Source organism: Bacillus sp. 3a (assembly GCF_017161885.1).
GTDB lineage: Bacteria > Bacillota > Bacilli > Bacillales > Bacillaceae > Bacillus > Bacillus safensis.
This window is the reverse complement of record NZ_CP067376.1, coordinates 139,947-156,518: the sequence shown is the minus strand read 5'-3', so window position 1 is coordinate 156,518 and position 16,572 is coordinate 139,947. Positions and strand designations below refer to the sequence as shown.

15 protein-coding genes are annotated in these 16,572 nt (G+C 43.7%); 12 read left to right on the top strand and 3 right to left on the bottom strand.

Annotated features, from left to right (window positions below; genetic code table 11):
* Window positions 1-46: 46 nt before the first annotated feature.
* A complete protein-coding gene (locus JJ692_RS00535) occupies window positions 47-1,174 on the bottom strand; it encodes a M20 peptidase aminoacylase family protein (RefSeq protein ID WP_034623963.1) in 1,128 nt (375 codons plus the stop codon).
* A gap of 153 nt (window positions 1,175-1,327) precedes the next feature.
* On the opposite strand from JJ692_RS00535, the gene JJ692_RS00530 reads away from it, so the two are divergent.
* From JJ692_RS00530 to JJ692_RS00520, 3 genes are all read left to right on the top strand, one after another.
* Entirely contained in the window at window positions 1,328-2,758 is a 1,431-nt protein-coding gene (locus tag JJ692_RS00530) for a YfcC family protein (RefSeq protein WP_024424344.1), read from the top strand.
* A 221-nt stretch (window positions 2,759-2,979) separates the two neighbouring features.
* Window positions 2,980-3,927 carry an L-lactate dehydrogenase gene (locus JJ692_RS00525; protein WP_122631524.1) on the top strand — a complete coding sequence of 316 codons (948 nt, stop codon included), beginning with the start codon at window positions 2,980-2,982 and terminating at the stop codon, window positions 3,925-3,927.
* 43 nt (window positions 3,928-3,970) lie between these two features.
* A complete protein-coding gene (locus tag JJ692_RS00520) occupies window positions 3,971-5,593 on the top strand; it encodes an L-lactate permease (protein ID WP_024427240.1) in 1,623 nt (540 codons plus the stop codon).
* A 249-nt stretch (window positions 5,594-5,842) separates the two neighbouring features.
* On the opposite strand, the gene JJ692_RS00515 is transcribed toward JJ692_RS00520, so the two are convergent.
* The gene (locus JJ692_RS00515; RefSeq protein WP_024424341.1) at window positions 5,843-6,832 is read right to left on the bottom strand and encodes a LacI family DNA-binding transcriptional regulator; all 990 of its coding nucleotides are present in this window, start codon (window positions 6,830-6,832) and stop codon (window positions 5,843-5,845) included.
* A gap of 109 nt (window positions 6,833-6,941) precedes the next feature.
* On the opposite strand from JJ692_RS00515, the gene JJ692_RS00510 reads away from it, so the two are divergent.
* From JJ692_RS00510 to JJ692_RS00480, 7 genes are all read left to right on the top strand, one after another.
* A complete protein-coding gene (locus JJ692_RS00510; RefSeq protein ID WP_206534117.1) occupies window positions 6,942-8,267 on the top strand; it encodes a DegT/DnrJ/EryC1/StrS family aminotransferase in 1,326 nt (441 codons plus the stop codon).
* The gene (locus JJ692_RS00505; protein ID WP_073203693.1) at window positions 8,242-9,108 is read left to right on the top strand and encodes an HAD-IIB family hydrolase; all 867 of its coding nucleotides are present in this window, start codon (window positions 8,242-8,244) and stop codon (window positions 9,106-9,108) included. The genes JJ692_RS00510 and JJ692_RS00505 overlap by 26 nt, the downstream gene beginning before the upstream one ends.
* Complete coding sequence (locus tag JJ692_RS00500) at window positions 9,105-10,151, top strand: Gfo/Idh/MocA family protein (RefSeq protein WP_024424339.1); 1,047 nt, start codon at window positions 9,105-9,107, stop codon at window positions 10,149-10,151. The genes JJ692_RS00505 and JJ692_RS00500 overlap by 4 nt, the downstream gene beginning before the upstream one ends.
* 54 nt (window positions 10,152-10,205) lie before the next feature.
* Window positions 10,206-11,396, top strand: coding sequence for an MFS transporter (locus JJ692_RS00495; RefSeq protein ID WP_206534116.1), 1,191 nt, complete (start codon window positions 10,206-10,208; stop codon window positions 11,394-11,396).
* Between the two features lie 109 nt (window positions 11,397-11,505).
* On the top strand, window positions 11,506-12,135 hold the full coding sequence (locus JJ692_RS00490) for a LysE family translocator (protein ID WP_144472820.1): 630 nt from the start codon (window positions 11,506-11,508) through the stop codon (window positions 12,133-12,135).
* Window positions 12,136-12,238: 103 nt separating this feature from the next.
* Window positions 12,239-12,454 carry a hypothetical protein gene (locus JJ692_RS19225; RefSeq protein ID WP_481747503.1) on the top strand — a complete coding sequence of 72 codons (216 nt, stop codon included), beginning with the start codon at window positions 12,239-12,241 and terminating at the stop codon, window positions 12,452-12,454.
* 317 nt (window positions 12,455-12,771) lie between these two features.
* Complete coding sequence (locus JJ692_RS00480; RefSeq protein WP_133744721.1) at window positions 12,772-13,530, top strand: YqcI/YcgG family protein; 759 nt, start codon at window positions 12,772-12,774, stop codon at window positions 13,528-13,530.
* Here the strand turns inward: JJ692_RS00480 and JJ692_RS00475 are convergent.
* Window positions 13,525-14,841, bottom strand: a complete 1,317-nt coding sequence (locus JJ692_RS00475) for an amino acid permease (RefSeq protein WP_029706583.1) — start codon at window positions 14,839-14,841, stop codon at window positions 13,525-13,527. The two genes, JJ692_RS00480 and JJ692_RS00475, sit on opposite strands and share 6 nt — an antisense overlap.
* A 111-nt stretch (window positions 14,842-14,952) precedes the next feature.
* Here JJ692_RS00475 and JJ692_RS00470 point away from each other — a divergent pair, with 111 nt between their 5' ends.
* Window positions 14,953-15,549, top strand: a complete 597-nt coding sequence (locus JJ692_RS00470; RefSeq protein WP_024424336.1) for a DUF1989 domain-containing protein — start codon at window positions 14,953-14,955, stop codon at window positions 15,547-15,549.
* A gap of 198 nt (window positions 15,550-15,747) precedes the next feature.
* Window positions 15,748-16,569: an ammonia-dependent NAD(+) synthetase gene (gene nadE, locus JJ692_RS00465; RefSeq protein WP_024424335.1), complete on the top strand. Its 822-nt coding sequence runs from the start codon at window positions 15,748-15,750 to the stop codon at window positions 16,567-16,569.
* Window positions 16,570-16,572 lie beyond the last annotated feature (3 nt).

The window sequence follows — 16,572 nt, the reverse complement described above, 5'->3', positions numbered from 1 at the left end:
ATAAAGCAGACCACCCGCTTGATGAGAAGGCGGGTGGCTTTTTCATTTATGATGAATGCTGCTGGAGTGTTTGATAGACAGCTTCGGTCAAAATCTCAATGCCGGTAAAGATTGCAGAGCGGTCAAAGGTCATATACGGATGATGAAGACCAGGCTTTAAATCACAGCCTAAACCGAGCATCGTGGATTTGATATGCGGAAGCTTTGCTGCATAAAAGTGAAAGTCCTCTCCACCTGTTGTGACAATCGGGGGATCAAGCTGCTCTTTACCTAAAACCTGTTCAATTGCATGAGACATAATCTGGACAGCTTCCTCATTTAAGGTGGCGGCAGGCAGACGATGGTCTGTTGAAAGTGTAATGGAAGCGCCAAAGGCATCCGCTACAGAATGAACTGCTCTTTCAATTTCTTTTTCTAGCTCATCCATTACTTCGTTTGTTTGCGCCCGTACATCTAATGTAAAAGAAGCTTTCCCTGGGATGATGTTTGAGCTGCCCCCGCCAGCATGTAAATTGGTCATTTTGACAGAATGCGCGACTCTTGGATCGACATGGATATGCGCGAGTCTCTGCACAAGAGTTGAAGCCACTTCTATTACGTTGACGCCAAGATGTGGGCGTGCGCCGTGCGCTTCCTCGCCAATAATGGTGCCGACGTAATGATTACTTGATCCGTGCAAAATAGCAGGAGCGCAGCGTCCGTTTAATGTTTCTTGAATTGGGCGCACATGTACGCCATATAAGTAATCGACATCTGCGAGCACACCTTTTTCAATCATTTTCAGCGCACCGCCGCCTCTTTCCTCAGCAGGCTGAAAGATGAAACGGATCGTGCCGTTCGGTCGTTCTTTTTCCTTTAATGCCATGAAGGTGCCAAGAGCCATTGTCATGTGTGCATCGTGGCCACATGAATGATTGGCTTGAAACTCACCATCTACTTCCTGCCAAAGTGCATCAATATCAGCTCTCACAGCGACCACTGGTGCGCCTTCTCCAATTTCACCAATCACCCCTGTACAGTCGTCAAATGTTTGAGTTTTGCAGCCCAATTTTTTCAATATATCTTCAATATAAGCGGTCGTTTCTGTTTCTTCCCAACTGATTTCTGGGTGGGCATGCAAGTGTTCAAAGATGTCTGTCACGGTTTGTTTCATTTCGTTTGTCAAAGTTGTCATGAGAAGCCTCCTTGCTGACAGATAATCTGCCAAAACATTATTTTAATGAAATAATATTGCTCTTAAATATCAACAGTGTTTATAATATAACACATCATTTGATTATTCTGAAAATTAAGTGAAATTCCGATCGGGACAAAGGGGTTTTGACACATGAAAACAGCGACAGTATCAGCACCAGAGAAACAAAAACGAAAACTTCAAATGCCAGATGCGTATGTTCTCTTATTTATGATTGCACTGATTTGTACAATAGCAACGTATTTTGTACCAGCGGGTGAGTTTGACCGAAAGACATCTGGGGAGATCACAACAGCCGTTCCTGGCAGCTATCACCGTATTGATCAATCACCAGTGAGTCCAGTTGGCTTTTTTACAGCGATACAAGAAGGAATGGTAGGGTCCTCTTCTATTATTTTTCTGATTCTATTTACGGGCGGAACCATTGCCATTCTGGAGAAGACAGGTGCTATTAACGGGATGATTCACCATGTCATCAGCCGGTTTCAAACGAAGCAATTATTGTTTATTTGTATTGTTGGGGGATTATTTTCAGTCCTTGGAACGACCGGAATTGTCGTGAACTCTGTCATTGGATTTATTCCAATCGGCATCATTGTAGCACGATCCTTGAAATGGGATGCTGTAGCAGGAGCGGCTGTCATATACATCGGCTGTTATGCAGGATTTAACGCAACGATTTTATCTCCATCTCCATTAGGTTTATCACAAACGATTGCAGAGCTGCCGATCTTTTCCGGCATTGGCCTGCGTGTCATTATTTATCTTTGTTTTCTTATTTCTAGTATTGTGTACATCTATTTATATACAAGACGTCTGAAGAATAAAGAAAAGGGAAGCATTCTTGGCGATCAATGGTTTCCTGCTAAGGGGCTTGGCGGAGCCGATGCGGAATCTGTGGACAAGCCTGCATTTACTGGCAGACATAAGCTGATTTTAGCAGTGTGCGGATTGTCACTTGGAGGTTTCTTATATGGCGCACTTCAGCTTGGCTGGACCGATAAGGAAATGGCGGGTGTGTTCATTTTTATGGCTATCGCTGCTGGCCTGCTCGGCGGTTTAGCGGCCAATGATATTGCGAAAACGTTTATTATTGGGTGCCAAAGCCTTGTATACGGCGCACTTATTGTTGGGATGGCACGCTGTATTTCGGTCATTTTAGAAAACGGGAAGCTGCTTGATACAGTGGTCAACGGCTTGGCGAGTATGCTGACAGGCTTTAGTCCAATCGCTGGTGCGATCGGGATGTATATTGCGAGTGCGCTTCTTCACTTTTTGATTTCATCAGGATCAGGAGAGGCTGTTGTCTTTATCCCGATTCTTGCGCCGCTCGCTGATTTAATGGGCATCACAAGACAGGTAGCTGTAGAAGCAGTGATGCTTGGCGAAGGGGTAGTCAACTGTATCAATCCGACTTCTGGTGTATTGATGGCTGTGCTTGCTGCAAGTGGTATACCTTATGTAAAGTGGCTACGTTTTATGGTGCCGCTTGCCCTCATTTGGTTTGTCATCGGTCTTGTATTTATTTGTATCGGGGTCATGATCAACTGGGGACCTTATTAAATATGTATGTAGGAAGCTGCCGACGAGCGTTTGGCAGCTTTTTTCTTGTGGAAATATGTATGGAGCCAGCGCTTTGAAAGCACAATAAATGTGTTCACAAATTCGCTACATATTTTTTTTGAGCAGTCCCCTTGCAAAAGTTTGTGAAATGTTGCACAATATGAATGTGAAATACTTCACATAATAAAAACAGCCTAGTTTTACTCAGGAGGATGAGATAAATGACAAACGAAAAAGTAAACAAAGTAGCCCTTATTGGAGCAGGTTTCGTCGGCAGCAGTTATGCCTTTACATTAATAAATCAAGCAATCACAGATGAATTGGTTGTCATCGATTTGAATCAAGACAAAGCAATGGGTGACGTGATGGATTTAAACCACGGAAAAGCATTTGCCCCGCATCCTGTGAATACATGGTATGGAGATTATGAGGATTGTAAGGATGCAGATATCGTCTGTATCTGTGCTGGTGCAAACCAAAAGCCAGGTGAAACAAGACTTGATCTTGTTGAGAAAAATTTAAATATATTTAAAGGCATTGTAGAAAACGTAATGAAAAGTGGATTTGATGGCATTTTCTTAGTTGCCACAAACCCAGTCGATATTTTGACATATGCGACTTGGAAATTCAGTGGACTTCCAAAAGAACGAGTGATTGGCAGTGGTACGACGCTTGATACGGCAAGATTTAGATACATGCTTAGTGAGTATTTTGAAGCAGCGGCACACAACGTGCATGCTTACATCATTGGCGAGCATGGAGATACAGAGCTTGCTGTTTGGAGTCATGCGAATATCGGAAGTGTACCAATTACAGAATTAATGAAGAGAAATGAGCAATACAAACAAGAAGACTTAGATGAAATCATGGAAAATGTTCGTCATGCCGCTTACCAAATCATTGAGAAAAAAGGCGCCACTTATTACGGCGTAGCAATGAGTTTAGCCCGCATTACAAGAGCGATCCTGCACAATGAAAACAGCATTTTAACTGTCAGCACTTACTTAGATGGAGAGTACGGAGCAGAAGATGTCTACATTGGTGTACCAGCCCTTGTGAATCGAAATGGTGCAACAGAAGTGATGGAGCTTGCTCTGGATGATACGGAGAAAGAAAAATTTGCACACAGTGTAAATGTGTTAAAAGAGATTTTGGCTCCTCATTTTTAATCAATCAAAAGCAACCTATCTGAGCAGAAAAGGATGAATCACTATGTGGCAGCAAATATATGATCCGTTTGGTAATGAATTCGTCAGTGCATTGGTGGCAATGCTTCCAATCTTGTTTTTCCTTCTTGCATTAACCGTTTTTAAGCTAAAAGGTGTTTTAGCCGCTTGTTTTACCTTAATCGTCAGTTTTGTAACAGCTGTTTTCTTCTTTCATATGCCAGTTGAAAAAGCATTATCTGCTGTGCTGCTCGGTATATCTAATGGGCTGTGGCCGATTGGATATATCGTCATCATGGCGGTATGGCTCTATAAAATTGCCGTGAAATCTGGTAAGTTCGATGTCATTCGATCTAGTATTGCAGGAATCTCTCAAGATCAACGTCTTCAGCTCTTATTAATCGGTTTTAGTTTTAACGCATTTTTAGAGGGCGCTGCTGGGTTTGGTGTACCGATTGCGATCAGTGCCGCTCTCTTAACAGAGCTTGGGTTTAAACCGCTGAAAGCTGCGATGCTCTGCTTAATTGCCAATGCTGCGTCTGGTGCATTTGGTGCTGTGGGTATCCCAGTGATTACAGGGGCGCAAATGGGCAATATGACGCCGCTTGCGTTATCTCAAACCCTTGTATATACGATCCCATTTATTTCATTCTGTATTCCGTTTCTCCTCATTCTGATTGTAGATGGATTGAAAGGAATCAAAGAAACTCTGCCAGCCTTGCTTGTTGTGAGTGGTACCTATGCCATTTTACAAGCTGTCACAATGGTGACGATGGGTCCTGAGCTTGCCAATATTATTTCTGCCTTAGCAAGTATGGGAATTTTGGCTTTATTTCTTCGGAAATGGCAGCCAAAACACATTTATCGTGAAGAAGGAGCGCCAGATATTGAACAGAAACAAACGTATCGCGGCGTTGAAATACTGAAAGCATGGTCTCCGTTCTATATTTTAACTGCTGTTATTACGGTATGGAGTTTGCCGGCATTTAAAGCATTGTTTGCTGTAGGAGGACCGCTTAACTGGACGACCATTTTAGTGAAAATGCCATTTTTACATCAGCAAATTGTGAAATTACCACCAATTGCACAAACGGAAACACCTATTGATGCGATCTTTAAAATTGATGTCATCAGTGCAACGGGGACCGCCATTCTGATTGCGGTCATGCTGACAGGGCTGTTTAGCAGACATATTACATTAACAGAAGGCGCTGTCTGCTTAAAAGCAGCGGTGAAAGAGCTTTGGGTTCCTGTTCTTACTATTTGTTTTGTTATGGGCTTTGCCAACCTTGCGAACTTTGCTGGACTAAGTTCAGCGATTGGACTTGCTCTTGCCAAAACGGGCGATTTGTTCCCGCTTGTCAGCCCGGTGCTTGGCTGGATCGGCGTGTTTATTACGGGGTCTGTCGTGAGTAACAACGCCTTATTCGGTAACCTTCAAGCGGTCACTGCTTCTCAAATCGGTTCACAGGCAGGTTTGTTAATTGGGGCGAATACGACCGGTGGTGTGATGGCGAAATTAATTTCTCCACAATCAATCGCTATCGCTACAGCAGCTGTTGGAGAAACAGGGAAAGAATCTGAGCTCTTCAAAAAGACAGTGAAGTACAGCTTCATCTTGCTCGGTATTGTATGTATATGGACATTCATTCTCGCTCAATTTGTATAGGTTAATAGATAGGTATAAAAAAGACTGAGATCTCTCTCAGTCTCAGCGTGTAGACAAACCCTCGCATTCTTTGTCAGGTCTGCGCTCCAGTGCTCACGAATGTTTCAATTCGCTCCGCTCCGGTGCTCGTCCTTCCTAGACTGCAAAGGTTTTCTATCACGCTGAAAAGAATACAAAGGGCTAAAATCAAGATCATTTTAGCCCTTTGTCAACAATCTGAAGGACTGAGATCTCTCTCAGTCTTTTTCTTTATGTAGATTCTCTTGTCACGAGCCGGGTAGGCAGCTGGATATGTTCGCGCTGTAATGGTTTTTGATCTTGCAGGAGTGCGATCATTTGCTGTACAGACCGCTGGCCAAGCTCTACGATCGGTATGTCAATTGTGGTGATCGTTGGAGCTGTCACCTCACAAATGTCTTGGTTGTCATAGCCGATGACCGCTAGATCCCCGGGGATTTGATAGCCGTATGAAATAGCCTGTTTAATGAGTCCTGCTGCGACTTGATCATTGCCGGTGAAAATGGCATCAGGCGCTTCCTTCATGTGATGGATGACCTCCATTAAGCGAAAGCCGTCTTCAATGGTAAAAGCCTCTCCAAACAGCCAATCATCTTGCAGCGGCAAACCGTGAGCAGAGAGTGCATCAAGATAGCCCTGTTTCCTTTGTTTCTGCGCTTCACTGCTTTCTGTATCAAAGCAAAACCCAATCGATTTTCGCCCCGACCGAATCAAATAGTCCACCGCTTTATAGGCGGCTTCCCGTTCATCGTATCCAATAATTGGGATGTTTGCTGTTTGGTGATATTCATTTGCCATGACAATGGGGCCGTTCGTTAAAAATGGCTCAATTTTCTCCCACGTATTTTCTAACGCACCCAATATAACCCCATCTACTTCTTTTCTTTTTAATAATTGAAGCCCTTCAAGTTCTAATGCTTCTTGATAAAACGTCTGAAGCACGATGGCTTTATATCCTTGATCCAGTGCTTCCTTTGAAATGCCTTTAATCAATTGTGCAAAAAAAGGATGGTCCACAGCTGGAACAGACACAGCAATGGTTTTTGTCTGATGTGACCTTAGTGTGCGGGCTGCTGAACTCGGTGTATATTCCATTTCTTTCATCACCTGTAAAATGAGCTGCCGCTTTTCTTCTGACACATATGGGTGATGGTTTAGCACTCTGGAAACGGTGGTGGTTGAAACCCCGCAGCGTTTGGCAATTTCATAAATTGTACACATATTAACAAATCCTTTACACAAAGTTATTGTTCTGAAATCGATAACATCATTTACAATGTGAAACAAGTTAAATATTAACAAAAGGAATTGATTAATTGGAGGGAATGGAATGCAAATATTGACGAAGATATCAGGTAAAAGCAAGGATTATCTTCCTTTGCTGGATATGATCAATCAAGGTGTTCAAGTAAAAGCTGATTCAGTTGAAAAGCATCTAGCAAATGAAAAGCTGGTGACGTTCCTTGAGCAAGATATAGAGCGCACAGGTTTGGAAAAAATTCTCTTCCATTATAAACAAAATAAGGAAAAAAAGATACCGTTTCTGCCAGTTGACAAACTGATTTCAGAAGATGAAATCGATGATATTATGCTGGTGCTGAAGGAAGTATTGAGCTCTGGCCGTTTTACTTCAGGGCCATATATTCCGACATTTGAAAAGGCGATTGCTGAGTACTTAGGGAAAAAATATGTCATTGCCACGTCAAGTGGAACAGATGCATTGATGATCAGTCTCATATCAGCAGGCGTCCATCCAGGAGACGAGGTGATTTTGCCGGCCAATAGCTTTGCTGCAACAGAAAATGCAGTGCTTGCCATTGGGGCTCTTCCGGTATATGCCGATATTGATCCTGAAACCTACTGCCTCTCACCGAGTGAAATAGAGAAGCATATCACAGATAAAACGGTATGCATTCTACCGGTTCATTTATATGGAAAGCAAGCGGATATGAAGGAGATTTCGGCGATTGCGAAACAGCATGGGCTGAAAATCATTGAAGACGGTTGTCAGGCGATTGGCAGCAGCGGCCTTGGCGCTTATGGAGATGGACTTGTTCTCAGCTTTAATCCATACAAAAACCTTGGGGTCTGCGGAAAGGCAGGAGCCATCGCTACAAATGATGAGGCCTTAGCGGAAAAATGCATGGAGATCAGTTATCACGGCTTTGAAGCTGGAAAGAAAAATGTCAAACGCAGTGACTACGGCTTTAATTCGAAAATTGATAATTTGCAGGCAGCGATTGGACTTGAACGAATGAAGTATTTAGGATTGCAAAACTTTAAACGTTTTTACTTAGCCAAACGATACATTGACCAGCTGCAAACGCTTGAGGATGAAGGATATATGAAGCTCCCGACGCTGACAGATGATCATGTATGGCATCTATTCCCGATTAGAGTGCTGAAGGGAGAACGAGATGAACTGGCAGCGAAATTGCTGGAAATGGGCATAGAGACGGATGTCTATTACCCGGTTCTATCGCATCAGCATCAAACAAATCTTGTTTCTCAAAAATATAGCCAAACGACACTTCCACACACGGAAAAAGCAGCACAGCAATTACTTCACTTGCCGCTTTATCCAGGAATGCCGCTGCAAGATCAGGAGAAGGTCATCGAGGGGGTTCATCATGTTATCAAGTCTTCCATTCAATAAAAAACTGCTGAATCTGCCGAAGAATCCGCAGTGGATCGTCTTCTGTGATTTTGATGAAACGTATTATTCTCACGGAATGACAGAGGAGCAGAGAGAGGATGTCAAGCGGCTGGAAGCCTTTGTAGCAGAAAAGAGTGAAGCGGGACAGCTCTTGCTGGGCTGGGTGACGGGAAGCAGCCTCGATTCTGTCACGAGCAAAATGGAAAAAGGCGGGTTTCATCAATTCCCGCATTTCATTGCGTCGAACTTAGGGACAGAGATTGTATATACGTCGGATGCCCATTTTGGACAGCCAGATGCAGAGTGGATGAAGCGGCTGGATGCACAGGGCTTTTCAGATGAAAAAATCGAAGACATTCTGGAAACCATCCGAGAAAAGGGCATTTCCCTTAGACCGCAAACGCAGCTGGGCAGTTCAGGGTATAAGAAGAATTTCTATTATCAGGAGCAGGATGAACGGACAGATCTTCATCATCTATCATTTATCCAAACACTGGCGAAAGAGCGAGGCGTGGCAGTCAACATCAACAAATGCAACCCGCTTGCAGGAGATCCTGCGGATTGCTATGATGTCGATTTTTTACCAGTCGGAACAGGGAAGGATGAAATTGTCCGTTTTATGCTGAACCAATATGATTTATCGAAAGATCAAGGCTTTGCCTTTGGTGATAGCGGGAACGATTTGCGGATGCTTCAATCCGTCACACACGGCTTCCTTGTCCAAAATGCGACAGCCGAAGCCAAACGGCACCATCACCAAATTTGTCATCATGGGTATGCAAAAGGAATCTATGAAACACTGAAAACAGTGATGTATAAACATGAGGAGGCACATTCATGAAGAAAATTGGAATTGTTGGAGCAGGGAATATTGCAAAAGCACATGCAAGAGCATTATCAACGATCAAAGGTGCAGAATTATCCGGTGTCTATGATTTGCATGAGTCGGTCGCACAGGGATTCATTAAACAGTACGGCGGTCGTGTGTATTCAAGTATCGAGACACTGGCAGATGCATCTGATGGATTGATCATTGCATCCCCTAATTTTTGTCACAAGGACCATGCCCTTCAGTCGCTAAGAGCAGGACAGCCGATTTTATGTGAAAAACCGATGGCTGTGTCGCTGAAGGAAGCGAAGGAAATGGTGGAGACAGCCAAACAGTTCCAAGTTCAAGCCAGTATGGGCTTTAACTATCGTTATTTATCCTTTGTGAATATATTGAAAAACTTGATTGCCAACGGTGAATTAGGCCGCATTTTAACCGTCAGAACTCATTTTAAGAAAAACAGTGCCCTTAGAAGAAAGACTTTTTCATGGAGAGACAGCGGCGAAAGTCTGCGTACGAGCGGTGCACTAGGGGATCTTGGCATTCATTTGATTGATATGCTGTGGTACTTATTTGGCAGTGAAATGAAGAAAGAATCACTTAACACCAAGATGCTGACACATGTAAAGGAAAAAGAAGAGAAAAAGGTTCAGGTGGATGATCATACCGAAATTTTCGGGCAGATGGAGAATCAAGTGTTCTTTCATTTGGTGACATCCAAAAGCACGCAGCCTGAGGAATGTGGATTTAGTGTAGAAGTCGTTGGTCATGACAAGGTATTCAAATACCATACGAACATGAAAAACGAATATGAGATCAGTGATGGATTGTGTGTGGAGCGTCATCAAATGCCGCAAACTTTGCTGACAGATCCGCCAAATGAATTTTACGGATGGTCCGATACATTCCGCGATCAGTTGATGCATTGGGTGAATACTGATCCATACCCATCTCATATGAAGGTCGCTGATTTTGAAGATGGTTATCGCGCTCAGGCTGCGCTCAATACATGCTTTGAAAGGGAAGAGGCAGTCGTCTCTGCCCAGGCATATTAAAGAGGTGGAGCGGAGGATATCATGACTCCGCTCCTTTTTAGAGGAAGTGAAAAGATGAAAAAGGTATTTTATTTTGGCTGTGTCTTTTATTTTTTTATTGGGACCATTCATGTGTTTTTTGGCAGCTTAACACCTTATTTGCTGTCTAGTTACGATAAAGGCCCCGGGGAATTATCATCTTTAATTTTTTTTCAGTTTATTGGTTTTTTGACTGGTGTTCTGTTATCCCCCATTCTAGTGAGAAAAAAAGGCTATGGCGCTGTGCTGACGATGGGTCTTTTGCTGATGATCGGCTCACTTCTGCTGGGGCTGTTGGTGCCGGGCTGGACAACGCTTGTGCTGGCAGGTTTTTTTCTTGGGAGCGGCGCTGGCAGTCTTGAGACAACAGCCGGTGCGTATGTCATTTCGATGGCTAATAGTGCAAAGCGAATCAGTATTATGGAGGTCTTTTTTGGATTAGGTGCGCTGTTATTTCCGCTAGTGATTCTGCTGACTGTCACAGAAAAGACATGGCAGTATGTGTTTTTATTTCAGGTGGGTGCGCTGACATTTTTCCTCATGCTCTGGCTGGTTTTTATGAACAAACTGCCTCATGGACAGATGGATGCTCCCTCCACAGGGGGGACGCGGAAACCGTCTTTACTTGTTGATCGAAATAATCGAATGATCGTGGTCATTATGATTTGCTTTGCCTTTTTCTACGCAGGAATTGAAACGAACTTTGCGAACTTTTTGCCGTCGATCATGCTGGAAAAAGGGGGAGAAAATTGGGGCCTCTTTGCGGTCTCTACTTTCTGGACAGCGATCGTCATCGGCAGAACCGTGATTGCGAGAAAAGCTGATCAGCTGCATCCGCTGCGTTTTTTAAAGCTAAGCGCATCACTTATGATTCTGCTGCTTGTGATATTCGCTCTGACAACCCACATTACCGCGCAGCTGATTCTCATCTTTTTCATCGGCCTTTGCGCAGCTGGCATGTTCCCAATCGCACTGACAGCATCTGCCTTAATGATTGAAAATGCCATCGATGAGGCGACGAGTTATTTTATTGCAGCCGCGAGCTTAGGCGGAGCCTGCTTGTCCTTTTTGATTGGATTTAGTTTGGAATGGGCAGGAGCGGCAAGTGCCGTCTTTGTCTTTGCCTTCTTAGCTGTTCTTCTGTTTGCAGCTGCAATTCAAATGAATCGTTCTAAGAAAAAAGAAACGGTACACGCGCAGCAGTCGGCACTGAAAGCAGACCGCTAAGCGAATGACCCTACGGCTAGTCCACCTGAAATGATGACAATGGACTTGTACTAAAACGCAGAAAGTTTGAATAACATGTACAAGTCAGCATCAAAAGGAGGACGTCTATGTGGCGGTGTTTTTTGGTTATATCTTTTTAGGGTTGTCACTTTCAGCGCCTGTTGGGCCAGTTAATGCAGCCCAAATCGACAGAGGGATTAAAAGTGGATTTTGGCATGCGTGGATTTTTGGTGTGGGAGCTATGGCTGCGGATATTGTCTATATGCTCCTCATCTATTTTGGTGTCGCCCAGCTTTTGACTGCACCTCTTGTCAAAACCTTTTTGTGGCTGTTCGGCTTTTTCGTTTTGACCTATACCGGCATTGAAAGTCTGCGTAAAATCAATTTGCAGGAGAGTCCGAAAAAGGACAGCGAAAACACATCAATTGGCAAATCGTTCATGACCGGATTTTTCATTTCTTTATCTAATCCGCTCAGTATTTTGTTTTGGCTTGGCATCTATGGCAGCATCTTAGCCAATACGATCGAAAAGTATGGAGCTTCCCAAATGCTCATGTACAGTTTGGCTATTTTTATCGGCATGCTGATCTGGGATTTCAGCATGGCGCTGCTTGCTAGTTCGTTCAGGCGTTATTTAAGTGAACGTGTTTTACATGGCTTATCCGTTCTTGCAGGTTTATCTTTACTTGGTTTCGGCGCCTATTTTGGGTATCAAGGAATTATGGCGTTGATTGGGTAGAAAAACAGACTGACACATTCAGTCTGTTTTTTGTAAGGATTGACAGACATAACACATTCTTGAATAATGGTGGAATAGAAAATGGTTTGAAGGAGCTTCTGCTATGCGTATGCTTTTGCCAGTATTCAACTATGTGTGTATGTTGATTTTATCAGTCATCACAGCAACGTTCGTTTATACGTTTTTATTCATGCCGCCTGAAGTGGGCTTTAGTTATGTGGAGATGACCAGTCTGTTCATTTTGCTCGCTTATGTCATTTTTGCTGCACCGATTCAGCTTGTTTTACACCGGCATCCTAAGAGGTTTTCGAAGCCGTGACTTATTGATTTATTTTATTGCGGCATGGGTAGTTTGTTCGGCTTTGGCTTTATGGATTGATTATGGGCTTGTTGTGTTCATCAGCTATAAAGTCTATTTGTTTAGCTTCTGCGCAGCCCTTATTTATTGGGTGCTGGATTCCGTCTTTTTGATGGAGAATCCATCGTAGGTATGACGAAAGGCTCTCTATTAACTTTCACTAGTCTGATCATAGGAAACCCATCTTGTCATACGCTAGGAAGTCGTGGAAGGACAGTCACCACAGCCATTTGCACCTCATAGGCTATGGAGAAGACACTAAAACGAGGTGTAAGGAAATGGCCCAGCTGTATGCGAAAAGTTGCCTTGATCAAAATCTACGATCACTAGAAGAATGGAAGCAGGATGCTTTCACACAATTTGGCGAGATGGTAGGAGATGAAGCCGATACATTCCCTTGTGTACCCGGAAGACAGGGATTTTTTCTCGATCATTTACGCTATGGGTTTGTTGGTGACCCGAGGGAAGAGGAAGCGGTGGATGAATTAGCCCAGCTGCTGAGAGAATATCAAGGCTGTGCGAAAGAAACCGGTCAATATGCTTCATTTATCTGTTTTTTTGAAACACCGCAGGATTTAAAGGAAAGCTCGCTTGAAGAGTTTGAGCAGCAGTTTTGGTCGCTGCTTCAACGGCTGCATCATAAAGATGAAGAACCGTGGCCTGAGGAGATTTCGCTAGATACTCATCATCATGAGTGGGAGTATTGCTTCCATGGGGAAGCGTATTTTATTTTGTGTTCCACTCCTGCTCACAAACTCAGAAAAAGCCGCCACTTCCCTTATCTCTTGATGGCATTTCAGCCTAGATGGGTGTTTGAGAAATTGAATGGATCGACCAAGTTTGGACAAAAAATGAGCCAGCTCGTTCGCAAGCGGCTCAAAGCATATGATGAGGTCAGTGTTCACCCATCATTAAAATGGTACGGGGACCCGACCAATCATGAATGGAAGCAATACTTTCTCCCAGATGAAGAGGCGGAGAAACCAGCCTCCGCCAAATGTCCATTTACTGCATTAAAAAACATGATGAAATTATGATGCGGTCTGATCCTGCTTCCACTTTTTCCTCATAAATAGCACCATGATGGCAATCACTGCAATGATCCCAAGGCTGATAAAAAAGCCAGGTCGTCCGCTTGCCTCTGTTAATGTGCCTGATACAGCGGCTCCAATTAAGAGCAGCGCAAGAATCATTTCGCACGTTTGGCGGGTGGATGGCTTGGATAGCTTTTTACTTGAGAACAGAATAAAAATCCATGTGTACAGCAAGGTAAGACCGGCTGCTGTTGTGAGATGCTCGTAGATGTGTTTGGACAAAAAGAGTGCAAGCAAAATCGAGACAATTAAGCCAGCAGCAGTTAAGATAATCGAAGACCATCTCACATGCGAAGGATCTTTTTGTTTAAAACAAGCAGGTGCATCCTGATGCTCTGACATTGTGCCGAGCAGCGTTGTGACCGCATAGAGAGAGGCAACCAATGTCGAAAAACCAGCAATAATGAAAATGCCATTAAAGATATGAAGAAAGATCGATAAATGAAACGGCTCTAATGAAGTAATAAATGGACTGCTGTTCTCATTAAAAGCTGTCACTGGGACAAGCAAGAGAGCAAGTCCGATCGAGACGATATAGATGACCGCTAGAATGATCAGCATGACACGTCCAGCTTTTGCCGCATCCTTCGGGTCCTTTAAATGAACCGCCATCAGCCCCATGACTTCAATTCCCCCAAATGCATAAAACGCATAAATCAATCCATTCCAAAGACCAAGCGGACCAAGAGGCATCCATTCGTGATCCTTGTTAGGCAGATGAAGGGTCGGTTTATGTTCTGTCAAAATGCCGAATAATACAAGCACCGCAAGAATCATAAATAGAAAAATCGCCGCTGTTTTCAGTACCGCAAGAACATTTTCTGTCTTTTGAAAAGAAGAAAGCCCAATGATAATGACGAGCAGGGCAAGAGCGGAATAAATCGCAGAAAACACCCAAAGCGGAACAGAAGGAAACCAGTGGCGGGTAAACAGAGAAATGGCGGTTAACTGACTTCCTGTAATCAGCATTTCTGCAAACCAATACACCCAGCCATTGCTAAACCCTGCCCAGCGTCCGTATGCTTTACGAGCATAGGAACAAAATGACCCTTTATCAGGATTATCGGCTGTCATCGCAGCTAAATGTTTAAAGACGAGATACGTTCCGGCCGCAGCAAGCAAAAAGGAGATGCAGACGGAATAACCGGATTTTGTAATGGCGATGCTGGAACCAAGGAAGAACCCAGTGCCAATTGTACAGCCGACTCCGATGAGAGAAAGCTGCCACCAAGATAAAGATTGTTCTTCTTTCAATGCAAGTGCAACACCTTTCTATTTCATGACATTAGCTTGTGACCGCGTCTTTTTTTTATACATGATCAAGGGGACATTTTGGGCATACTGTCATGGAAAGGAGTGCATGTGATGAACGGAGAACACGTCATTTTACCAAAGGGTAGACTCGGCTTTCGTTTAGGAAAAGGCCAATGTATGCGAGTGGTTGATGTCGAAGGCCAGCAAGTAGCAGATGTGATGGCCTATCATGAAAAAGATTTTTATGAAAAATTTGACCAAGGTGCGACGATGGACAGTTTGTTCTCGTCTAAAGTGAAAAAAGGCGATAAGCTTTATTCTAATTTATATAAACCGATGTTTACGATCATTGAAGATACAGTAGAATGCCATGATTTATACATGCCCGCCTGCCGGCAAGAGATGTATCAGCTTTTATACGGCCGGACGCACTTAGAGGTCATGCATACATGCTACGACAATTTGCGGACTGCCTTTGAGCCCTTTGGAATTCCAAAGGAGGATATGTACTATCCTTTTAACGCCTTTATGAATACAGTCATTGATGAAAAAGGAAAGCTGTCTGTGGAGGAGCCAAAATCGCTGCCAGGTGACTACATTCGCCTGCGGGCTGAAATGGACCTCATTGTGGCCGTGTCCGCATGTCCTGCTGATATTGGGAAGTGTAATGGATCAAGCTGTACATCTATACGGGTAGAAATTGATTAAAAATGAAAAGGACCAGTCCATAAAGACGTGGTCTTTTTCACTTGTGAATGTTTGATCATCTAAGAAATAGGGGAACGTCTAACAAAATGTTCTTGATGAAAACATGGTATAATGGAGATTCAAAAAACGTTGTTAAATCAATGAATTGTGAGTAAAACCTGTTCTCTTCATGTAGAGGATGCTTAGGAGGAAAAGTGTATGAGTTTGCAGAAAAAGATCAGCCAAGAGTTGCATGTGCAGCCCTCAATTGACCCAAAGCAGGAGATCGAAAAACGGGTTGGATTTCTAAAGGAATACTTGAAAAAAACCGGGGCAAAAGGATTCGTACTCGGCATTAGCGGCGGGCAGGATTCAACGCTTGCCGGACGTCTTGCACAGCTTGCTGTCAGTGAGCTTCGTCAAGAAGGAAAAGAGGATGCGGTCTTTATTGCGGTACGCCTTCCGCATGGTGTGCAGCAGGATGAAGATGATGCACAGCTCGCCCTATCATTTATTCAGCCAGACAAGTCGTGGAAATATGATATTGCACCTGCCGTGTCAGCATTCAGTGATCAATATCAAAAGGAAACGGGCGGCCCATTGTCTGACTTTAATAAAGGGAATGTCAAAGCACGCATGAGAATGATCGCGCAATATGCTGTAGGTGGTGAGGAGGGATTGCTTGTCATCGGTACAGATCATGCAGCTGAAGCAGTAACCGGCTTCTTCACGAAGTATGGTGATGGCGGTGCAGATGTTCTCCCGCTCACAGGTTTGACAAAACGCCAAGGCCGTGCGCTTTTAGAAGCCCTAGAAGCACCGGAACGCCTGTATTTAAAGAAACCAACAGCCGATCTGCTGGATGATAAACCTCAGCAAACGGATGAAACAGAACTCGGCATTACGTACAATGAAATTGATGATTACTTAGAAGGAAAACCAGTGTCAGATCAAGCCGCCGAAGCGATTGAAAAGCGTTATGTTCAATCAGAGCATAAACGCCAAGTACCCGCTTCCATGTTTGATGACTGGTGGAAATAAAAA